Origin of the sequence: uncultured Mailhella sp. (assembly GCF_947631555.1) — a bacterium.
In the GTDB taxonomy this organism is placed as follows: domain Bacteria; phylum Desulfobacterota; class Desulfovibrionia; order Desulfovibrionales; family Desulfovibrionaceae; genus Mailhella.
The window spans coordinates 1-19,890 of record NZ_CANRLT010000045.1; the positions used below are offsets into that span (position 1 = coordinate 1).

Here is a 19,890-nt window from a genome sequence, read left to right on the forward strand (position 1 = left end):
AAATTTTTACCTTTTGTGCTTCGAAAACGACCGTTTGCGCAATTTTGTTGAAATATTCTTTTGTTTATGATAGAATATTTATATAGTAATTGTTTTTTCTGCGAGACGCCGACTGACTGATTGAATTTTAAAAATTTATTACTGTAAAGATTAAAATTTCATAGGGTAAATTATACATAGTTAAGAGGTGATATATTATGAAGAATATAGTAACTACGATTATTATATTCGTTCTTCTTATGATTCCCTTATCTTGTCGAGCGAATGCGTATAATGATTGCATTGTGGATGAAGAAAACATTGATATGTCACAGAGCGGTTTTATGCCAATAAGCTCAACTTTATCAATAGCCTCAACCTCCTATAATATATATCGACCGACAGATGAGCTCGTAAGGTGCGAAGGCATCACAGGCAGTTCCGAAAGCATGAGGCTTGTATTCACCCGCATTCTTCAGGCTGCGCCCTCCTCGGCAACAGTGCTTCTGCTGGGAGAAAGCGGCACCGGCAAGGAACTTGTGGCTCATGCCATCCACAAGGCGAGCGGACGCAAGGAACATCCGTTCATCTCTCTGAACTGTGCGGCTCTTCCCGATACGCTTGTGGAAAGCGAGCTGTTCGGGCACGAACGCGGAGCTTTTACGGGAGCAACGGGCATACGCCGCGGCCGCTTTGAGCTGGCCGACTCGGGTACGCTCTTCCTTGATGAAGTGGGAGAACTCAGCCTCACCATGCAGGCCAAGCTTCTGCGCGTCATTCAGGAACGCAGCTTTGAACGGCTCGGCGGCATGGAGAGCGTTCAGGTAGATGTGCGGCTCATCGCTGCCACCAACCGCAATCTGGAACACATGGTTCAGGAAGGCTCCTTCCGCAGCGATCTCTATTACCGGCTCAACGTCTTCCCCATTCAGCTTCCGCCCCTGCGCGAACGCCAGGAAGATATTCTCCCGCTGGCGGCCTGTTTCATACAGCGGTACAGCGAGGCGAACGAAAAGAAAGGCGTAAGGCTCTCCCTGTCGGCCATGGAAATGCTTCAGCGCTATCCCTGGCCGGGCAACGTGCGTGAACTGGAAAACGTCATCGAACGTGCCGTGCTCCTCGTGAATCAGGAAGGGCTGATCCTGCCTCTGCACCTGCCGCCCATGCTCCACAGCGCAAACTGCCCCAACGGAAACCGCTCCGGGAACATCTCCCGGCCCGCCATGCTCTCCCTTCAGGAACGTCTGGACGAAATGGAACATGCCTACATCGTGGAGGCACTCACCCATTTTCAAGGACACTTGGGCAAGGCCGCTGACGCCCTCGGCCTGACGGAACGCATGATGGCCCTGCGCATGAAAAAATACGGCATCAGCTACAAGACGTTCCGCCATCCCTGCGCCTGAGTGCCCTTTCCTGGTGTTTTCCTTTTCCAGCCCGCCCGCAAACAATTCTGAGGATACTGATGTCAAGTCCCTCTCCTTCCCTTCTTCCCGCCGCCAGGGCCGCGCTGCGCGCCACCCTGCCCATCATGATCGGTTTCGGCTTCTGCGGCTTTTCCTACGGGCTTTACATGCGCACTCTGGGATTCGAGCCTTACGTCCCCATCCTCATGGCCATGACCATCCTGGCCGGATCGCTGGAATTCATCATGGCCAGTATGCTTGTCGGAACGTTCGCGCCGCTCACAGCCTTCGTCGTGTCTCTGGTGGTCAACGCCCGCCATCTGTTCTACGGCATCACCATGCTCGACCGATACCGCACGACAGGCCGGATGCGCCCCTTCCTCATCTACGCGCTCATCGACGAGACCTTCTCCATACTGGGAACAGGCCATGTCCCCGAAGGAGTTGAACAACGCTGGTACTACTTCTTTGTGACCCTGTTCAACGAGATGTACTGGGTTCTTGCCACGACTATCGGAGCCTGTCTCGGTAAAAACCTGCCTTTCGATACCCGAGGTGTGGAATTCGTGCTTCCTGCCCTTTTTCTGTCCATCTTCGCCGCAAGCTGGCAGCAGGAAGACCGGCATATCAGTTCCATCGGCGGTCTCGCCGTCACCTTTGTCTGCCTCATGCTTTTCGGCCCTCAGTACTTCCTTCTTGCCTCCATGCTCTCCATCGTCGCACTGCTCCTCGCTTTCCGAACGGTGCTCGATACCGGAACGGAGCTGCCTCATGACTGAATTTCAGATGTTCATCATGGTGGCACTGGCTACGCTGGCAACCCAGTGTACACGCTGGACGCCCTTTCTGCTCTTTCGCCGCGGAACGCCCTCCGTTATCCGCTATCTCGGCTCCGTCCTGCCTTCGGCCATCTGGGGGATGCTGGTAGTGTACTGTTTCAAGTCCGGGACACTGATCGAGGGCAGCAGCGGAATCCCGGAAATTCTGGCCTCACTGGTGACGCTGGGGCTACAGCAATGGAAACGGAACATGGCCGTGGGCATTTCCGGCGGAACCGTCGTTTACATGGCACTCATCCAGCATTGGTTCTGATGTCCTCTGGCGCTTTCGGGCAGGACGCAGGGTCGAACGGCAGCTCCAGGGTGACGGCAAGCCCACCGCCCTGCCGATTCTCAGCCCAAATTCTCCCGTGGTGCCCGCGCACGATGCTTTCAGCTATGGCCAGCCCCATGCCGCTTCCCCCCCTGCTCCTTTCTCGTGAAGTCTCTACACGGAAAAAAGGCCGAAACAGCTGGTGAAGTGCCTCTTCCGGAACCCCAGGCCCCCTGTCTGCTACGACGATCTCGAAAAAATCACCCTTTTTCTTCCCTGTTACAGCGATATCTCCGCATTCGGGGGAATAGTTCAAGGCATTGCGCATCACGTTTTCCAGTGCGTGACGGAGCTGTACACGGTTGCCCCGCATGGTGAGTGAATCGGGAATGTTCAGCGATACCCCGCAGCCCCGTACACTCCCTTCAAAACGCACATCGTCGGCCACATCGCGGATAAGTGCCGGCATGTCCAGAGGCGCGAAGGAAGGAGTACTCATTTCACAGCGGGAATATTCAAGAATACTGCCGATAAGGGCGTTCATGCGCTCCGTCTCCAGCTCCAGATGTTCAATGCTTCGGGAAGACACCTGTTCTCGGCGTAAAAGCTCCGCCACAACGGAAAGTCTGGTCAGCGGAGAACGAAGTTCATGCGAAACGGCGGCCAGAAGCGCTCGTTCTCTGCACTGGTTTTCCTCCAGACTGCGCGCCATGTCGTTGAACGCCCGCGCCATGAAACCGAATTCGTCGCCTCGGCCGGCAATTTCCCGATCTATCCGGGTTCCCAGCGCACCTTCCGAAAGATGCCGTATGGCGGAAACAAAACGGTTGATGATGTTCAGCAGTATGCGCGTGAGCAGCAGACACTGTACAGCCGTCACCACAAGCGTACAGAAGGCCCAGAGCAAAACTTCCTGAACATCGGAAAGCTCATCTTCGCTCCCAAGAACCAGAGCAGCTCCCCAGTTTTCCGCCCATTCCCCCAGCACGGCAAAGGCTCCGGCAAAGGAGACCGTCACCAGAAAAACCTTGTTGAACAGAGACAGCGAATTCCACCCGTCTTTCAGCCGTTCCATCATGGCTTACTCCTCTCTTCTGCCAGGGAGCAGATACATGTACCCCTCTCCTCTGACACTGCGGATGCGCTCCGAACCATCGGCATTAGGACCGAGCTTGCGCCGCAGTCTGCTGATCTGCATATCGAGGCTGCGGGTCATGGGCAGAATATCATGACCAAGAACGAGATAGCTGAGCCTGTCGCGTGAGATAACCTGCCCTGGTGAGGAAAGCAGGGCCTTGAGCGCCCGGAACTCCTGCCCGCTGAGCGGTATCGCCTGTCCGCCACGCATGACCTTCATGGCGCCTTCATCAATCTCGAGGTCAGCGATTCTTTTCAGAAGCGGAGACTGACAGCGGCGCAGGACGCCGCGAATTCGCGAAAGGAGTTCCCGCGGATTGAAGGGTTTGGGCATGTAGTCATCCGCTCCCAGATCCAGTCCCTGTACCTTGTCCTCGTCTTCCCCCTTCGCACTGAGCATGATGACGGGAACATCCCGCGTCTGAACGTCAGCACGGATGGAATGAAGCACGTCAAAACCATCCAGTTCCGGCAGCATGACATCCAGAATGACCAAATCAGGACGTTCCTCCCTCAGAGCCGACAATCCTGTTTTTCCATCATGCGCGAAAGCGCAGGCTATGTGTTCCGGCAGAAAATAATCCCTGAGCAACAGACAGAGATCCCTGTCATCGTCGATAATGAGGATATGAGTCATCGCCGTTCCTCGAAGCGAAGGAAGTTTTTTATCTTCCATAGCACAGGTTTCAGAGAGTGCCAAAAAACTGTTACTCTTTGTTACATTTACAGATAATACAGCAAAAACTGCATTGTTTTCACAAAATTCCATCTCATATCTGCTGCAGATTGATCAACGTTACTCTTTGTTACTCCCACTTTCAACACAACATACTCTTTTTTTTATAAATACTGTATTCGTTCTGTTCTAAAAAGGAGCCTTCATGTTTTTTCTGAAAAATCGCCGTACCGCCTGCGTGTTTCTTCTTCTGACCCTCTGGATGGTGATGAACACTCTTACACGGAGCGTACTCTTTGGCATGGCGTGTTGGGAACTTCCCGGCTCGGCGGAAGGCTGGATGACCGTTCTAAGCGTCTATGCATGGGGAACTCTTAACGATTTCTTCACCTTTTTCTTCCTTGCCCTGCCTCTCATTCCGATCTGTCTGCTGCCCTGCGCCTTCTGGATCCGCCGCATGCCGGTCGTCCTCGTCTTCTGGCTGTATGCTTCGCTCATGCTTTTCACTGCGGTCGCGGAATACCTGTTCTGGGAGGAATTTCACAGCCGTTTCAATTTCATCGCCGTTGATTACCTTATCTACACCACGGAAGTCCTCCGCAATATCTGCGAATCCTATCCTGTCCTCCCGATTCTTGCCTGTTTGTTCATATGCAGTACGGTCGTCACACTGTTTTCCCTGAAAACACTCCATAGCGCCAAGCCCGTGACCGAACGAAACTGGAAATGCATCGCCGTTCTCCTTCTGGGCGGACTCTTGGCGTTTTTCTACAGCCCCGTCACACCGTCTTCCCCCATCCCCCGGGAACTGGCGTCAAACGGCGTCTGGTCTCTCTTTTCCGCCTGGCGTCATAATCAGCTCGACTACCGGCAGTTCTACCCTGTCATCGATGAGGTCACTGCCGGACGGCATGTCCATGCACTGCTCAATGCGAAAAACGTCAGTTTTCTGTCCCCGGCGCCCGAAGAGTGGCGGCGCTTTGTTTCAAGTGCTCGCCCCCGGAAAGACTGGAATGTCATTCAGATTGTGGTGGAAAGTCTGGGCAGCAATCTCCTCGGCCCGGATACCCCCAACCTCAGCCAAATCATTCCGCAGAGTCTCTTCCTTTCCAATCTGCGTGCCACTGGCACACGCACCGTTCGGGGCATCGAGGCGCTGACGCTCAGTCTGCCGCCTACTCCCGGAGCATCCATAGTGCGGCGTCCCGGCTGTGAGGGGCTGTTTTCCATCGGTACGGTTTTCCGCGGGCATTCCTACGACACGGCCTTTATCTACGGTGGATACGGCTATTTTGACAACATGAATACATTTTTCGCTGGCAACGGCTTTCGCATTGTGGACAGAAGCAGCTTCTCCCGCGATGAGATCACTTTCTCCACGGCGTGGGGTGTGTCCGATGAAGACCTGTTCAACGTCTCGCTGAGGGAGGCCGATGCCTGTTTCAAGGAAAACAGGCCCTTTTATCAATTTGTTCTGACCACCTCCAACCACAGGCCATTCACCTATCCTCCAGACAAGGTGAGCATAGCTTCCGGCACAGGCAGAAAGGGCGCCGTGCAGTATACCGATTACGCCATCGGCGAATTCCTGAAAAAAGCCTCGCGACGAAGCTGGTTCAAAAAGACGCTCTTCGTCATCACCGGCGACCATACTTCCGGCGCTGCGGGAAGGACGGATCTGCCGCCATCCCGCTATCTCATTCCCTGCATCTTTTACAGTCCAGGAAACGTCACGCCCGGTTCCATAGATACTCTGTGCAGCCAAATCGATGTGGCGCCCACGCTCTTTGACCTCATGGGCTGGAGCTATCGTTCCAGGTTCTTTGGCCGCAGCATCCTTGATATGCCACGGGAGGAAGGCCGCGCCTGGATAGGAACCTATCAGCTTCTCGGCTACCTGACCACGGACAGCATGACTGAGCTTGCTCCGCTCAGGGAACCTGTCGTACAGGGCTGGAACAGCGCCACGGGCCGAGAGTCCGGGCAGCTCCCCGCAGAAAGGAAAAAGGCCGCACTTCTTGACGCACTGTCTTCCTACCAGAAAGCGCACGACCTCTTCACAAGCGGTGCGCTTCGGGAATGAATCGGATCAAGGACAAGGTACGGCTAACCCTCCGCCGGCATTGTTTCAGGCTGTTAATGTCTGAAAGACTTTGCAACGTGACAGTATCCAGGCTTTCCGGTATGACAGAACCATCCACAAACGCATCCACACAAAGGAGCGCTCCATGAAAAAAACTCTGCTTGGAATTTCCCTTATGGCCCTGTCCCTCGCTGCAGCCGTACCCATGGCCGCGTACGCCGTTCCCCACGATGCTCCGCCCCGTGATGGAAAAGCCGTGCGCCCTCCTCTCCCTCCCCTGAGCGAAGAGCAGATCGCCCAGGCTCGGAGTCTGGCGAAAGAGTACCGCGAAGCCGTTTCTCCGCTGCGGGAACAGCTCAGAGAAAAAAAGATGGAACTCAAGGCGCTCTCGCCCAATCCCAACACCAAGCCTGAAGAACTGCGCCAGATCATCAGGGACATCATCGCGCTGGAAAAGCAGATCGATGTTCAGAAAGAAGCCTTCCGGGAAAAGATGGACCAGTCGGGCATTCCCTGCCCCGTGGGCAAAGGGCATGAACGGCCCGGCCCGCGCCCGCATCCCGGCTTTTGCGGGCCGGATGGTCCCCGTCACGACTGCTGGGGGCGTCCTCACGGACACTGCCCAGCACATGGGGGCTGCTGGTAAGCCCGCCGTCCTGTTATAACTTGCCGTCCATACCTCTTCGTCCTATACTGGATGAAGAGGTATGTTTTAATTTCAAGGAGCAGTGCTGTGAATATTCATGATCTTCTTGTTCAGGCTCGCACCTGCCGCCGTTTCACCGGCGACTACCTGTCCCCGGAATTTCTCGCGTCCCTCGTGGACTGCGCCCGCGTCTCTCCTTCCGCCCGCAACGATCAGGTTCTGCGCTTCGCCATTGTGAGCGATCCTGCGGCCTGTGAGCGGATGAACAGCCTTGTGGTGCTTGGCGGTGCTCTCACGCCCGAACAGCGCGCCAAGTTCCATCAGCATCCCAGAGGCTTCATCGTCATTCTGGGTCCGGAAAAGACCTCGGACTTCATCATGATGGATACCGGCATCGCCGCACAGTCCATCCACCTCGCGGCGGCTGAGGCTGGCGTGGATTCCTGCATGATCGGCGCCCTCAACAAGAAGGAAGTCGCAGCGCTTCTCAATGTCCCAGAAGGGCTGACGGTCTATCTGGGCATTGCTCTGGGCCGCGCTGATGAAAAACGGCGTCTGGCCGAACCTCGCCCGGACGGCAGCCTTGTGTACTACCGTGACGGCGATGACGTGCACTGCGTGCCCAAGCGCAAGCTGGAAGACATACTCATCATCCGCCGCTAACTCCACCCTCGCCGCTCAGCTCAGCTTGCAGTGCTCCAGCATGGCCGCCAAGTCTCTGGCAACGGGTATGTCCGCCGGGAGCAGGCCGGAAAACTCCGCAAGTTCCGCTATCGGAACCCAGCGCATGCCGTCATGGACGGTGAGGCGTATCTCTCCCCGCCAGGACAGGACGCGGTAAACGCAGAGGTGGACAGTGCCGAAATCATACTCATGGCGGTTCTCCGTGAGGAACTCTCCGATTTCGGCCTCAATGCCGAGTTCCTCACGCAGTTCGCGGGCAAGGCAGTCCTCATGAGTTTCCCCGGCTTCCAGCTTGCCACCGGGAAATTCCCAGCTCCCCGCGCAGCTCATGAAGGGCGCACGGCGCATGATGAGTATAGTATTCCGCTCGATAAAAGCGGCGGCCATCACTTCCTTGACTACTTTTTCCATATCCCCCCCGTGGCTGACGTTCAGCGCCTTCAAGTCATTCATGCGCAACCGCATACTCAGGCCATGCTTGAAAGGCAGCTCTCCGTGCCCAATGGTCATTCCTTGCCGAAATATTCCGGCAGCCACAGGCGTTCATAGGTCTTGCTGTGGCTGAGTACGCGCTTCTTCAGGCGGGAGCGGCTGTCCGCGTCAGGCGCAATCTCTCTGGAAAAGACGTTATAGCCGAATCCCAAGCGGTCGCCTTCTATCTTGAATCCCATCGCCGCCAGCAGCGAAGGAAAGAGATCGAAATGCGTGATGATTGAGCGCATGGGCCGCAGCGAACCGTCCCGGTGCAGGGAACAGAGGACATAGCGCCCCTCGACGTTCTTGAGTTCCAGATCCCCCAGCCTGGGCATACGGCTCAGGTGATCACCCATGACGAGAATGACGAAGCGGTCGTCCCAGCCCTTGTCATGGATATGCCGCAGCAGGCGTTCGACCTGAGACATGGAGCACTTCACATAGCCCGGCCAGTCATTGGAGAACCCCGCTTCAACGCACGGCGGCGACAGGAAGCCTGGTTCGTGGGTGTCCATGGTGGACAAGGCAAAGCTGAATTTCTTGCCCTCTGCCATCAATTCGTCGATGCGTTCTATGCTGAGGTTGATGATTTCGCTGTCGTAAAGCGCCCAGATGTTCAGGGAAGCCGGGTCTGCATGGCGCTTTTCCAGCCAGTCTTCCTTGCCCATGAACTCCTGATAGCCGTGACTGTGGAAAAACTTGTCCAGGCCGGAGAAAACGCCGCTGGAACCGTTGTAGTACACATTGTGATAGCCGGCGTCGTGCAGGTAATCCCCCAAACAGACGGCTCCGGGCATGAAGCGTTCGAGCGCCCACCCCGTCAGATTTCCGCTGAGGATTGATATGGACTTCAGCGGAATACCGCACTGTGAAGCCACAATGCCGCCAATGGTGAAATCTGCGCCCGGCATCTGGTCGATGCTAAGGTCCGGGTTTTCAATGGAGGACCGGAGCGGGGCGAGCAGATCCTCTCCCATGACCTCTTCACGCCCGAAAGTCTCCTCAATGCTCTCACAATAGACAATGATGAGGTTCTTGTCGCCGCTTCCCGTGACGGTTACGCTCTTCGGATCCACATAGTCCCCTTCGGTGTAAAAATCACCGAACACGGCCTGTTCCTGAAAAAACGTCAAAAAGTTGATGTAGTAAAATCCGTAGATCAGAATGCCCAGCCATATCAGGGCCAGACATATCCCGCTGGTCACGCGGCGAAGCAGGTTTTGCAGAAAACACCAGACGCCCTTCCACACGCCCAGAAACGCAAGTGCTGCCAGGGCAAGGGCAAAAACGAGCGCTGCCCGCACCCAGACGAAAACCGGATCAATAAAGCTGCCGGGCACGAGGAACGCCAGAACCGCAAAACAGGCGCAGAGTGCTGCGGACGCTCTGTCCCGTCCCGCAGCGGGAAGCGGCCTTTCACGAAGAAAGGCCAGAGCGCAGGCGAAAACGGCAGCATTTTTCACATGCCAGAAAAACACATGGATGAAATCGCCCGGCATGGTGACGATGTTGTCCCGCATGAGCTGCATGTGGAACAAAATCTGATTTACCGTGACTTCATCAAATTCGCGCTTGGCCATCACCAGAAAGGCCACAGTGAAGCAAAGCAGAAAAAAGCCTGCAAGAGAGCGCAGATAACGCCATGGGAAAGTCTGTGAAACGCCCATATCCAACCATCCGAAATCGTGCAGAGCTGAGGAGCGCCGCCGTTAACAAAAAAAGAGGCCGCGGAAACAGCCTCAAATTTTCTTGTGGTGGGTCACCGGAGACTCGAACTCCGAACCAATTGATTAAGAGTCAACTGCTCTACCAATTGAGCTAGTGACCCATGCATTCAACGCAGGATGTTTATACGGAAAAGCGCGCGTGCCGTCAAGCGTTTTTCCTGCCGGCGCGCAGTATGGGCACGGAAAGAAGCGTCCGACAGGCGCAGTCCCGTGAGCGCAGACGATGGTCAAATTCTGAAGCTCGGCCAGTGGCATATTTGAAAACAGCGGCGGCAACCAAAACTCTTGTCCCGCTTCTCTCCCCAATCCCGGATGACAATGACTTACCCGTGAAGGATAATTAACACAGAAAAGCACCCCGTTCCACGAAAGAACGGGGTGCAAGGTTGGCCAGTTACAAGAATCAGTTGGCGGAAGGCGAAGCCTCGGGAGCGGGTGCTGCGGGCTGAGCCGCTTCAGGAGCCGTCTGTGCGGCAGGGGCCGAAGACTTTGCAGCGTCAGCGGCAGGCGCAGGTTCTGCTGCGGAAGACTCGGCCGGCTGAGCAGGCGCGGCCGGAACTTCTTCAAACTGAACATCCAGCACGGATTGATTGGTCTTGCTGCCGGAGCTGGTCAAAATATTGTAGGCCAGAGACGTGCAGATGAAAATCACCGCCAGAAAGGTGGTCAGCTTGACAAGTATCCCGCCGGCGCCGGCGCTGCCGAACACGGAAGTATTACCGCCGCCGCCAAAGATCACACCCATGCCTTCCCGCCCGGCCTGAAGCAGGACAAGGACGACAAGGATGATGCACACGATAACATGGAGAGTCAGAATAGCTGTCTGCACAATAAGTGCTCCTTAATGGGCATTGATGATCTGAAGAAAACTTTCAGCCTTCAAGGAAGCTCCTCCTACCAGCACTCCATCCACGTTGTCAAGTGCAAGGATACTTCCTGCGTTGGCCGGCTTGACGCTTCCACCGTAGAGAATGGCGGTCTGAGCAGCCTTTTCTCCCAGCAGCGCGCCGAGCAGGGAACGGCAGAGGGAGTGGGCTTCAAGAATATCTTCAGGTCCGGCGGTCTTTCCCGTACCTATGGCCCAGACAGGCTCATAGGCAACCGCAAGATTTTCGGGAGCCGTGTCTGCCGGAATCTCCTTCAGTCCCTCTCGAAGCTGGCGTTCCAGCACCTCCTGAAGGCCTCCTGCCTCGCGCTCTTCCAGCGTCTCGCCAACGCAGAGCATGACACGCAGCCCCTGTGCGAGTGCAAAAGCGGTCTTCTGCCCCACAAAGGCATCGCTTTCCCCAAGGATATGACGGCGTTCGGAATGACCGGTAAGCACCCAGCGCGCTCCGCAGGCCTTGATCATCAGAGGGGAGATCTCACCCGTAAAGGCCCCCTCTTCGGCAGGATACATATTTTCAGCGCCGGCTTCCGCCCCGGCAACAGCTTTGATCGCTTCAGCCGTACGCTCCAGCGCCGTAGCCGGTGCAAATACGACGATCTCACGCCCATCGGGAGCTCTGCCTCCCAGAAGTTTCGCCAGTTCGCCGACAGTTGCGGCCGCTTCCGGCCCGGTTTTGTACATTTTCCAGTTGGCAGCCATGATCTTTTTCATGCGATGCGCTCCTCAATGATGGAATGCTTCATTGTACCTTTCTCATGAAAAAAAACAAGTCCTTCCCCTGGGTGAAACGCCGTCAGTGCTGTGCGGAAGGACAGTTTTCCCGAATCAGGCGTATGCTCCGCGCCCTTCCGGTTTCATCATCGATATCCAGAAAGGCTCCGTTGAGGGAAAGTTCTCCCGCGGCGGTTTTGAATCCCGTAGGCATACGGGTCATGAAACGTTCCAGAGCAACGTCGAAATCCATGCCAAGGGACGACTGTTCCACTCCGCACATGCCGAGATCGGTCAGGTAGGCCGTCCCCTTGGGAAGAAGCTGTGCGTCCGCGGTCTGCACATGCGTATGCGTGCCGAGAACGGCACTCACCCTGCCGTCGAGAAGCCAGCCCAATGCTTTTTTCTCAGCCGTGGCCTCGGCATGAAAATCGACAAGACGCACCCGGACGCACTCCCGTTCTCCTTCCGATCTGCCAGCCATGTCCGATGAAGCACCGTCCAGTTCCTTCACCAAGGCATCGGCCATATGGAAAGGACAGGCCAGAGGCTCCATAAAGGTAAGCCCCAGGAGGTTGAGCACGGCCAGACGCCTTCCGTCTTTCAGTGTGAACACGCTGCAGCCCCGGCCGGGCGCGCCTTCGGGATAGTTGGCCGGGCGCAGGATCCTGCGGTCTTTTTCCAGCCGGGAAAAAATCTCTCTGTGCTTCCAGATATGGTTGCCCGAAGTCAGAATATCTGCACCTGCGCTCAGAAGTTCGTCCGCCGTGGCGCAGGTCAGTCCCAGCCCCCCAGCCGCATTTTCGGCGTTGGCGAGAACCGCATCGGGCGCGAGTTCCTTGCGAAGCTTTGGCAGAAACTGCCGGACGGCAGAACGCCCCGCCTTGCCGACGACGTCTCCCAGAAACAGGATGCGCATTACTGTCCTCCGCCGGTGGATCCGGCACGGGGAGAGCGGCAGGCCTCAAGCTGACGGTACAGAAGCTTTGTGGCCGTATGCAGACCGGGGAGTTTGTTCAGCGGTTCAAGCACGATCTCCATGAGACCGCTTTCCGCCAACGCCCTGCGCGTAACCTCAAAGCGCAGCTCTCCCATCCAGGTTCCCAGCAGCAGTCTGAAATCGTTGACAAAACGCAGCTCTGCGTAACCGGGTACGCGTCCTGTGAGCACGGCCGCTTCTATTTCTTTGCTCCAGCGGTCAGGCTCGTCCTTCACATGGAGCAATACGGCGTCTTTTTCCGGAAGCGCCTGCGTGAGATAGCCGGCCATGATGCGGAATATGTCCAGTTTATCGGCATCCCGCACCACGTCCACGGCAAAACGGGCGTCTCGTTCCAGAAGCGGAGGTAGGATGTGCCGATTATGCAGAAGTACCGCGCACTGGGCCAGCGCCCGAACGCGGCGGCTTTCCTGACGGAGAAAGTCTTCGTCCCGCATGACCTTGAAGCTCAGCACGGCGTGATTGACCGAGCGCGCATCCAGAAATGTGCGATAGCGGCTGAACTGCGGAAAGCGCCCGCAGTCGTGGTAAAGAGCCGCCAGAACAGCCGCCCTTCCTGCTTCTTCATCCTGCAGGATTTCGCGAGGAACGGAGACTTCCTGCGGCAGATGTTCCACAATGCGGCAGGCATGTTCCAGTACCCGGAAGGTGTGCTCGACCTTGAGACGCAGGGGCGCGGCCTCCGGAATCTCGTTGAATCGTTCCGTATAGCGGAGGAAATTTTTCCTGTGTTCGCTCAAATCAACGCTGCTCATCACTGTCTCCGGCGGCTTCCCATCCTTCCTGAGCGGCTCTGATACGCTCCTCGCGCCTTTCTAAGTTCTGCCGGATGCGGCGATGTCCGGCATCCCAGCGGGGATCCCGAAGCAACCCGCCTGGCCCATAAAGAACGCGCAGGAAAAGCACGATGACAGCCGCCGTCAAGACCATGACGGTCAATCCGCCAAGCTGTCCCGAGAAAAAGCGTTCCATGACTTCCGACACGCGCGAGTTCTCCTGTAAAAACTGAGGTATGCTAGCCCAGGAAAGGCAGGGACGCAAGCATGGGTTCCCAGCACAGTCTGCCGTTCCCTGCCTGCCCTGGACTTGCAAGCCCCGTTCTTTTAATAATTTTGTAATTCCAGCAGGTTATCCTGTCAGCCGTCCCTGAATCCGCAAACGCCTCAGCGCGGCGCTTCCATTGACGCGTGTCGGTTTAGACGATAATCATAGAAAGGTATGCCCCGCGGCAGCCTGTCTTTACCGGACAGCACCAGCCGCGTATCACCAACAGCGATGGGAAGGGAATATCGGAGCGATCATGTCCGACTTTGTGCATCTCCACTGTCATACAGAATTCAGTCTGCTCGACGGAGCCATCCGCGTCGGCGAGGCGGCGAAAAAAGCCCACGCACTGGGTATGCCCGCCACGGCCATTACTGATCACGGCAATCTTTTCGGGGCAGCGTATTTCTACACCGCCTGTAAGGAAGCCGAAGTTCAGCCCATCATCGGCTGCGAAGTCTACGTCACCCGTGACCACACCGACAAGACGACGGAATTCGCCCGTGTACGCCACCACCTCATCCTGCTCGCCAAGAACAATGAAGGCTACCGCAACCTGATGCACCTCGTGAGCCGAAGCTGGCTCGACGGCTTCCATTACAAGCCCCGCGTAGATAAAAAAATGCTCGTCGGCCACACAGACGGCCTTATCGCCCTTTCCGCCTGCATTGCCGGCGAAATTCCCCGCACCCTCATGGGGACCAACAAGCTCATCACCGGTGGCGGCACCTTCGATGACGCCATCCAGTCCGCACGGGAATACGCGTCTCTGTTCCCTGACCGTTTCTATCTTGAAGTTCAGGCCAACAGCCTGCCAGAACAGGGGCCGGTCAATCGAAAACTTCTGGAACTGGCCGAAGCCACAAAGCTTCCGCTGGTGGCGACCAACGACTGTCACTATCTGAACGCAGAGGACGTGGAAGCCCATGATCTCCTGCTCTGCATTCAGACGCAGGCCAAGGTTGATGACGCCAAACGTCTGCGCTTCGATGCCAAGGATCTTTATTACAAATCGGAAGAAGAGATGCGCGCCGGTTTGGACGGCATACCCGAAGAAGCCCTGCAGAATACCATGAAGATCGCCGACCAGTGCAGCGGTCTGGAAATGCAGCTTCACGCTCCGCCGTACCATTTCCCCATCTACGAGCTTCCCGAAGGCATGACTCTTGAAAGCGAGTTCTGCCGCATGGCCCGTGAAGGTCTCAAAAAGCGCCTGGCCGTCCATCCCCACAGGGACAGCATCGACCATCAGGCGTACTGGGATCGCCTGGAAATGGAGCTGAAGGTCATCTGCGACATGGGCTTTCCAGGATATTTTCTCATTGTGCAGGACTACATCAACTGGGCCAAGAACAACGATATTCCCGTCGGGCCGGGCCGCGGTTCCGCCGCCGGTTCCGTCGTTGCCTGGGCTCTGCGCATCACTTCCATCGATCCTTTGCCCAACCACCTCTTTTTTGAACGCTTCCTCAACATCGAACGGGTCAGCATGCCTGATATCGACGTGGATTTCTGCGAAGACAGACGCCTTGAGGTACTCGATTACGTCACCCGCAAATACGGGAAGGACAAGGTTTCGCAGATCGCGGCCTTCGGCAAGATGAAGGCCAAGGCCGTGGTCAAGGACGTGGGCCGCGCCATGGGTATCCCGTTCAATGAAACCACGCGCATCGCCAAGATGATTCCCGCGGACACCAAAATGACGCTGCAAAAAGCTCTGGAGACCGTTCCGGAACTGGCAGAGGAATACAAGAACGATCCGCAGGTCCGCAAGCTCATCGATGTGTCCCGGCGTCTGGAAGGACTCACCCGCCACGCCTCCACCCATGCCGCCGGCGTTGTGGTTTCCGACAAACCTATGGAGGAATATCTTCCGCTGTTTGCAGGCCGCAAAGGGGAGCAGATTGCCGAGTTCGACATGAAGTTCGTGGAAAAGGTGGGCCTGGTGAAATTCGACTTCCTGGGCCTGCGCACCATGACCGTGATTTCCAACGCCGTGAAGAACATCCAGCTTCAGGGAAAACAGGCTCCGGACATGGAAAATCTGGCCACGGACGATCCCGGTATCTACGAACTGCTCTCCCGCGGCGATACCGATGGCGTGTTCCAGCTCGAAAGCTCCGGTATGCGGAACTACCTGCGTATGCTCAAGCCTTCCGGCTTTGAAGACCTTGTCGCTATGCTGGCGCTCTACCGCCCCGGCCCTCTTCGTACGGGTATGGTCGTTGAATTCATCAAAAGAAAACACGGAGAGATCAAAGTCACCTACCCGCTTCCAGAACTGGAATCCTGCCTGAAGGACACCTACGGAGTCATCGTCTATCAGGAACAGGTCATGCAGATCGCTCAGATCACGGCGCAATACACACTTGGAGGCGCGGATCTGCTCAGGCGCGCCATGGGCAAGAAAAAACCCGAAGAAATGGCCAAGCAGCGCAGCATCTTCATGAAGGGAGCCTCGGAGCGCAACGTCCCTGAAAAAGTCGCCGGCGAAATCTTCGACCTCATGGAAAAATTCGCGGAATACGGCTTCAACAAGGCCCACTCCGCCGCCTACGCCTACATCACTTACGAAACCGCATATCTGAAGTATTACTTTAAAGTCGAATACATGGCGGCACTGCTCACTTCGGAAATCGGGAATCAGGACAAAATCCTCAAGTATATTGCTGCATGCGGCGATATGAACATCAAAGTTCTGCCCCCCGATGTGCAGGTCAGTCTGCGTTCATTCACCCCCAAGGGAGAGGTCATTGTCTACGGCCTCGGCGGAGTCAAGAATGTGGGAGACGAAGCCATCAATGAGATAGTCCGTGCCCGTGAAGCCGACGGCCCCTACGCTTCCCTCCTCGATCTGTGCTGCCGCGTTAATCTCCGCAAGGTCAGCAAGCGCGTCATTGAAAGCCTTATCAAGGGCGGAGCATGCGACTGCTTCGGCGTCAGCCGCGCCGGGATGCTGGCCAGTCTGGACAACGTGGTCAACCGTGCACAAAAAAAACAGAAAGAAAAAACTTCCGCCCAGATATCCCTGTTCTCACTTGCTCCCGCGGCACAGTCTGCCCCAGTGCCAGGCATAGGCTTCCCCTGCGAGGAACAGGATATCCAGGAATGGGACGACGATCAGAAACTGGCGTTTGAGAAAGACGCTCTCGGTTTCTATCTTACAAGTCACCCCCTTCAGCCTTTCCGCAGGGATATGCTGCGCCTTGGACTGATGCCGCTGGAAGAGGTTGGGGAAAGACGTTCTGGTCAGATAAAGACCGGTGTGCTGGTGACATCCGTCAAGGAACTCGTCACCAAGCGGGGCGAACGAATGGCCTTCGTTCAGGTGGAAGATCTGACGGGACATGCGGAAGTGACCATCTTCCCCAAAACCTACGGCAGCATCAAGGAGATCCTCCATGCTGAACGCCCGCTTATCGAGCTTACCGCCACCATCGACAGCGATAACGCTCCGGAGACTGACGACGATGGCGACGAGGAGACCAATGCCAAAGAAATAAAGCTGCGCTGCGACTCCGCCCGGCCGCTGATGGACGCCTGCATGGACAGCAGTCAGTCCGTCATCATCCCCTACCCCGTGGAATGCACACACGAAGCTGACATTGAGGAATTCAAGGCCATTCTGGATAAGTACAAGGGGCCGTCCAGTGTCCTGATACAGTTCACACTCAACGGCCATATCTGCATCATGGAGCTTGGCCCCCGTTGGAAGGTCCAACCCGGCCCACTTCTCAACAAGGATATGGAAGCGTGGGCCAAAGCTCATAGTGCCGTAACCCCGTCCTGACCGCGACACGCAAAGGAAAAACCATGCCTGCTTCCCTCTGGCGTCTCACCATACGCGAGGAATTCGCCGCTGCCCACGCTTTGCGCCATTACCAGGGCAAATGCGAGACACTGCACGGACACAATTACGCCGTGGAAATGATTGTCGAAGGCAGAACTCTCACCCCGGACACGGAACTTGTCGTGGACTTCGCCCTGCTCAAGAAGGAACTGCGCGGTGAGCTTGCCCTGCTTGACCACCAGAACCTCAACGAACTTTCCCCATTCGACACGGTCAACCCGTCATCGGAAAATCTGGCTCGCTATCTTTATCAAAAGCTTAAGCAGCGCTTGAAAGATATGCCGGTGCGTATGTACAGCATGACCGTTGGCGAGACAGCCCGGCAGTCCGCCACCTATATGGAAGGAAATTAAGGCAGTGCGGAAGGCCGCGGCGTTCCTTCTGAGCCGGTGCGTAAGCCCGGAGCTGGCCACGGCTGCACATCTTGCGCAGGCGCGTGAACTTATTGACTTCGGACCCGTCCCGCCGCGCCCTCTTGCCGGATGCCCCATCCTTGCGGGCAACGCAGCCACGCTTCCCAACGATGGTCTTCACAACGACCGTCCCCGTCCTGTCATTCCCTGCGACAGTCCGTCATTGGAACGCAGACATCGGCTGGCGGTCGCGCTGTTCGCCATAAGCCGGCTCGTTCCCTCTGACGCTCAAGCACTCCTCTCCATCATGACAGCAACGGCGGAATACATCTTTCTTGCCGACATCAAGTTGCCGGAACGCAATCTGGAGCTTCCCGGCAACCTTGTGCTGCGTGGACTCATCAGGCCGTTTGTTCCTGTCCGGCGCGGCTTTCTGCAGCAAGGAGGTCTGGAAGGGGCAATCTATGCGGCGAAAGACCTTGCTCCTGTACGCCGGAGAACGTTGTTTGCCGGAGGAATACAGTGCGTTCTGCTCCGTGCCCTCTCGAAACGGGAGAACGGTGATCTTGATGCTTGCTCCCACCCTTAACACGGCGACAGGTAAGGCTATTTTTGCGGAAGCTCCATGCAGGCCCCCTGTTCCGGGGCTGGATTTTCCGACTGTTCTACGGCTCCCTTGCTTCCTTCGCCGGCCGGCATACCCACAAGTGCGCCAAGCTGCCCTTTAAAAATGATGCGCGTTGCCGTTGCGTCCGCCAGCTCTCCGAGATCCATGAGTTTTTCGAGAAATTCCAGAATCTCTCCGCGGCGCTCCTCTACGGACCACTTGAAATCCTCTTCAAGGTTCCCGGAGTTCAGATATTCCTCAAGTTCCTCAATGTAGCGCTTATTGAGTATGGCCATGGCTCGTCTCCGTTTCCGGCGTCTCCGCAGACACCTGTGTGTTTTCGCCATATCCGGCGCTTCGCGACTGATACAGGAGCTTGCTTTCCTGAATCGCCTGAACCGCAAGTGCGACCAGAACGGGGCCGGCAATGAGTCCCACAGCTCCGAACACAGCAAGGCTGCATATGATGGACAGCAGAAGTACGATCATGGAAGCCTGTATGCCCGTCTTCAGGAAATAGGGGCGGAGCAGATTATCTGCGCTGGACACGATGAGGCAGCCCCAGGCCAGCATGAGGAACGCGTCGGTCAGGGAACGGGTGGCTCCGAGGTAAATGGCCGCGGGAACCCAGATAAGCGCTGTCCCGGCCATGGGGATAACTGCGACAAAGATGGCCAGCAGTCCCCAGAAGGCTGGGTCAGGCACATCGAGAAGCCGCAGACCGATGCCCGTGAGCGTCCCCTGAATGACTGGTACGAAGACCAGCCCGATGAACACCGCCCGGCTCGCGTTGCGGAATACCAGCGAAAAGCGATCTACCATGCCGTCGTGCCCGGGCAGTACCAGCAGAACGGCGCGCCGTACAGCCGGAGCATAGACCACAAAAAGCGTTGTGAATATCAGAAAGAGCACCAGTGCCCAGACCGCTCCCATCGTGTCACCAGCCAGATTCAACCCGCTCGACAAAATGGTTCTGAACACGGCATTGACCACCGTATCGAACTCATGCTCCACTTTTTCGAGATATTCCGCGGCGTTGGGAACATACTCAATGAAAAGTTCATAGGCTTTGTGCAGGTACATCGAAAGCACGGGCGGAATGGGATGGCCGGACTGCCACCAGACGCTCAGCCGTCTTGCGCCTTCCATAGTCTGAGGCACGACCATGCTCACCGCGATGGTAATCGGGGCAGCCACGCAAAAAGACAATCCTGTAAGAAAGCAGCCTATGGCACGCAACTTGCCCATGCGCACCCGGAGCCAGCGGTATACGGGAAGCGTCAGCGCCGCGGCAACCGCAGCAACGAAGCCCGACGTGAGATGGGGAGAAAGCAGGATCCCCCAAATACCTATGGCTATGATGGCCAGAAGTCGCGCCATGAAACCTCCGTATTCATGAGCATCGCCTTTATTCATAGCGGGTAAGGATGGGAATGTCCAGATGTGTGGACTGTCGAGACACTGACTTTTATAATGACAAATGTTTGAGATTATGCTATCCTTCAAAAAAAAACGGAGGGTACCGAGATGCA

Annotated in this window: 20 protein-coding genes and 1 tRNA gene; 9 read left to right on the plus strand and 12 right to left on the minus strand. The window is 56.3% G+C overall.

Features of this window, described 5'->3' with window-relative positions; translation table 11 throughout:
- Positions 1-323: 323 nt before the first annotated feature.
- Genes Q0Z94_RS07360 through Q0Z94_RS07370 form a run of 3 tightly spaced genes read left to right on the plus strand, consistent with a single transcriptional unit; the run spans position 324 to position 2,477 of the window.
- Complete coding sequence (locus Q0Z94_RS07360) at positions 324-1,385, plus strand: sigma 54-interacting transcriptional regulator (RefSeq protein ID WP_298068369.1); 1,062 nt, start codon at positions 324-326, stop codon at positions 1,383-1,385.
- Between the two features lie 59 nt (positions 1,386-1,444).
- Positions 1,445-2,164: an AzlC family ABC transporter permease gene (locus Q0Z94_RS07365; protein WP_298068370.1), complete on the plus strand. Its 720-nt coding sequence runs from the start codon at positions 1,445-1,447 to the stop codon at positions 2,162-2,164.
- Complete coding sequence (locus Q0Z94_RS07370) at positions 2,157-2,477, plus strand: AzlD domain-containing protein (protein ID WP_298068371.1); 321 nt, start codon at positions 2,157-2,159, stop codon at positions 2,475-2,477. The genes Q0Z94_RS07365 and Q0Z94_RS07370 overlap by 8 nt, the downstream gene beginning before the upstream one ends.
- Here Q0Z94_RS07370 and Q0Z94_RS07375 read toward each other — a convergent pair.
- Both Q0Z94_RS07375 and Q0Z94_RS07380 read right to left on the minus strand, forming a co-directional pair.
- Complete coding sequence (locus Q0Z94_RS07375; RefSeq protein ID WP_298068372.1) at positions 2,458-3,555, minus strand: ATP-binding protein; 1,098 nt, start codon at positions 3,553-3,555, stop codon at positions 2,458-2,460. The two genes, Q0Z94_RS07370 and Q0Z94_RS07375, sit on opposite strands and share 20 nt — an antisense overlap.
- 3 nt (positions 3,556-3,558) lie before the next feature.
- The gene (locus tag Q0Z94_RS07380) at positions 3,559-4,251 is read right to left on the minus strand and encodes a response regulator transcription factor (RefSeq protein ID WP_298068373.1); all 693 of its coding nucleotides are present in this window, start codon (positions 4,249-4,251) and stop codon (positions 3,559-3,561) included.
- A 244-nt stretch (positions 4,252-4,495) separates the two neighbouring features.
- Between Q0Z94_RS07380 and Q0Z94_RS07385 the strand changes: the two genes are divergently transcribed.
- From Q0Z94_RS07385 to Q0Z94_RS07395, 3 genes are all read left to right on the plus strand, one after another.
- Positions 4,496-6,373 (plus strand): LTA synthase family protein, encoded by a 1,878-nt coding sequence (locus tag Q0Z94_RS07385; RefSeq protein WP_298068374.1) that lies wholly within the window; start codon positions 4,496-4,498, stop codon positions 6,371-6,373.
- Positions 6,374-6,518: 145 nt separating this feature from the next.
- Complete coding sequence (locus tag Q0Z94_RS07390) at positions 6,519-7,019, plus strand: periplasmic heavy metal sensor (protein WP_298068375.1); 501 nt, start codon at positions 6,519-6,521, stop codon at positions 7,017-7,019.
- An 87-nt stretch (positions 7,020-7,106) separates the two neighbouring features.
- The gene (locus Q0Z94_RS07395; protein ID WP_298068376.1) at positions 7,107-7,682 is read left to right on the plus strand and encodes a nitroreductase family protein; all 576 of its coding nucleotides are present in this window, start codon (positions 7,107-7,109) and stop codon (positions 7,680-7,682) included.
- Between the two features lie 15 nt (positions 7,683-7,697).
- Here Q0Z94_RS07395 and Q0Z94_RS07400 read toward each other — a convergent pair whose 3' ends face one another.
- From Q0Z94_RS07400 to Q0Z94_RS07435, 8 genes are all read right to left on the minus strand, one after another.
- The gene (locus Q0Z94_RS07400; RefSeq protein ID WP_298068377.1) at positions 7,698-8,114 is read right to left on the minus strand and encodes a (deoxy)nucleoside triphosphate pyrophosphohydrolase; all 417 of its coding nucleotides are present in this window, start codon (positions 8,112-8,114) and stop codon (positions 7,698-7,700) included.
- 95 nt (positions 8,115-8,209) lie between these two features.
- Positions 8,210-9,844 (minus strand): sulfatase-like hydrolase/transferase, encoded by a 1,635-nt coding sequence (locus Q0Z94_RS07405; protein WP_298068378.1) that lies wholly within the window; start codon positions 9,842-9,844, stop codon positions 8,210-8,212.
- Positions 9,845-9,929: 85 nt separating this feature from the next.
- A tRNA-Lys gene (locus tag Q0Z94_RS07410) sits at positions 9,930-10,005 on the minus strand.
- A gap of 302 nt (positions 10,006-10,307) precedes the next feature.
- On the minus strand, positions 10,308-10,733 hold the full coding sequence (gene secG, locus Q0Z94_RS07415) for a preprotein translocase subunit SecG (RefSeq protein ID WP_298068379.1): 426 nt from the start codon (positions 10,731-10,733) through the stop codon (positions 10,308-10,310).
- A gap of 12 nt (positions 10,734-10,745) precedes the next feature.
- Complete coding sequence (tpiA, locus tag Q0Z94_RS07420) at positions 10,746-11,504, minus strand: triose-phosphate isomerase (RefSeq protein ID WP_298068380.1); 759 nt, start codon at positions 11,502-11,504, stop codon at positions 10,746-10,748.
- A gap of 82 nt (positions 11,505-11,586) precedes the next feature.
- Positions 11,587-12,423, minus strand: coding sequence for a TIGR00282 family metallophosphoesterase (locus tag Q0Z94_RS07425; RefSeq protein WP_298068381.1), 837 nt, complete (start codon positions 12,421-12,423; stop codon positions 11,587-11,589).
- A complete protein-coding gene (locus Q0Z94_RS07430) occupies positions 12,423-13,259 on the minus strand; it encodes an HD domain-containing protein (RefSeq protein WP_298068382.1) in 837 nt (278 codons plus the stop codon). Before Q0Z94_RS07430 ends, Q0Z94_RS07425 begins: the two co-directional genes overlap by 1 nt.
- Entirely contained in the window at positions 13,246-13,488 is a 243-nt protein-coding gene (locus Q0Z94_RS07435; protein WP_298068383.1) for a hypothetical protein, read from the minus strand. The genes Q0Z94_RS07430 and Q0Z94_RS07435 overlap by 14 nt, the downstream gene beginning before the upstream one ends.
- 316 nt (positions 13,489-13,804) lie before the next feature.
- Between Q0Z94_RS07435 and dnaE the strand changes: the two genes are divergently transcribed.
- Genes dnaE through Q0Z94_RS07450 form a run of 3 tightly spaced genes read left to right on the plus strand, consistent with a single transcriptional unit; the run spans position 13,805 to position 18,340 of the window.
- Positions 13,805-17,338, plus strand: coding sequence for a DNA polymerase III subunit alpha (gene dnaE, locus Q0Z94_RS07440; RefSeq protein ID WP_298068384.1), 3,534 nt, complete (start codon positions 13,805-13,807; stop codon positions 17,336-17,338).
- A 23-nt stretch (positions 17,339-17,361) separates the two neighbouring features.
- The gene (gene queD, locus Q0Z94_RS07445) at positions 17,362-17,751 is read left to right on the plus strand and encodes a 6-carboxytetrahydropterin synthase QueD (protein ID WP_298068385.1); all 390 of its coding nucleotides are present in this window, start codon (positions 17,362-17,364) and stop codon (positions 17,749-17,751) included.
- A 4-nt stretch (positions 17,752-17,755) separates the two neighbouring features.
- The gene (locus Q0Z94_RS07450; protein ID WP_298068386.1) at positions 17,756-18,340 is read left to right on the plus strand and encodes a hypothetical protein; all 585 of its coding nucleotides are present in this window, start codon (positions 17,756-17,758) and stop codon (positions 18,338-18,340) included.
- Positions 18,341-18,357: 17 nt separating this feature from the next.
- Here Q0Z94_RS07450 and Q0Z94_RS07455 read toward each other — a convergent pair whose 3' ends face one another.
- Together Q0Z94_RS07455 and Q0Z94_RS07460 are read right to left on the minus strand one after the other, a co-directional pair.
- Entirely contained in the window at positions 18,358-18,648 is a 291-nt protein-coding gene (locus tag Q0Z94_RS07455) for a hypothetical protein (RefSeq protein ID WP_298068388.1), read from the minus strand.
- Positions 18,638-19,738: an AI-2E family transporter gene (locus Q0Z94_RS07460; protein WP_298068387.1), complete on the minus strand. Its 1,101-nt coding sequence runs from the start codon at positions 19,736-19,738 to the stop codon at positions 18,638-18,640. The genes Q0Z94_RS07455 and Q0Z94_RS07460 overlap by 11 nt, the downstream gene beginning before the upstream one ends.
- Positions 19,739-19,890 lie beyond the last annotated feature (152 nt).

What these genes read in the sequence shown, in the direction of transcription:
- Q0Z94_RS07400 (WP_298068377.1), bottom strand. Translation starts at nt 8,114, where the DNA reads ATGGAAAAAGTAGTCAAGGAAGTGATGGCCGCCGCTTTTATCGAGCGG.
- Q0Z94_RS07460 (WP_298068387.1), bottom strand. Translation starts at nt 19,738, where the DNA reads ATGGCGCGACTTCTGGCCATCATAGCCATAGGTATTTGGGGGATCCTG.
- Q0Z94_RS07405 (WP_298068378.1), bottom strand. Translation starts at nt 9,844, where the DNA reads ATGGGCGTTTCACAGACTTTCCCATGGCGTTATCTGCGCTCTCTTGCA.
- dnaE (WP_298068384.1), top strand. Translation starts at nt 13,805, where the DNA reads ATGTCCGACTTTGTGCATCTCCACTGTCATACAGAATTCAGTCTGCTC.
- queD (WP_298068385.1), top strand. Translation starts at nt 17,362, where the DNA reads ATGCCTGCTTCCCTCTGGCGTCTCACCATACGCGAGGAATTCGCCGCT.
- Q0Z94_RS07385 (WP_298068374.1), top strand. Translation starts at nt 4,496, where the DNA reads ATGTTTTTTCTGAAAAATCGCCGTACCGCCTGCGTGTTTCTTCTTCTG.
- Q0Z94_RS07375 (WP_298068372.1), bottom strand. Translation starts at nt 3,555, where the DNA reads ATGATGGAACGGCTGAAAGACGGGTGGAATTCGCTGTCTCTGTTCAAC.
- Q0Z94_RS07380 (WP_298068373.1), bottom strand. Translation starts at nt 4,251, where the DNA reads ATGACTCATATCCTCATTATCGACGATGACAGGGATCTCTGTCTGTTG.
- Q0Z94_RS07430 (WP_298068382.1), bottom strand. Translation starts at nt 13,259, where the DNA reads ATGAGCAGCGTTGATTTGAGCGAACACAGGAAAAATTTCCTCCGCTAT.
- Q0Z94_RS07390 (WP_298068375.1), top strand. Translation starts at nt 6,519, where the DNA reads ATGAAAAAAACTCTGCTTGGAATTTCCCTTATGGCCCTGTCCCTCGCT.
- tpiA (WP_298068380.1), bottom strand. Translation starts at nt 11,504, where the DNA reads ATGAAAAAGATCATGGCTGCCAACTGGAAAATGTACAAAACCGGGCCG.
- Q0Z94_RS07370 (WP_298068371.1), top strand. Translation starts at nt 2,157, where the DNA reads ATGACTGAATTTCAGATGTTCATCATGGTGGCACTGGCTACGCTGGCA.
- Q0Z94_RS07365 (WP_298068370.1), top strand. Translation starts at nt 1,445, where the DNA reads ATGTCAAGTCCCTCTCCTTCCCTTCTTCCCGCCGCCAGGGCCGCGCTG.
- Q0Z94_RS07360 (WP_298068369.1), top strand. Translation starts at nt 324, where the DNA reads ATGCCAATAAGCTCAACTTTATCAATAGCCTCAACCTCCTATAATATA.
- Q0Z94_RS07425 (WP_298068381.1), bottom strand. Translation starts at nt 12,423, where the DNA reads ATGCGCATCCTGTTTCTGGGAGACGTCGTCGGCAAGGCGGGGCGTTCT.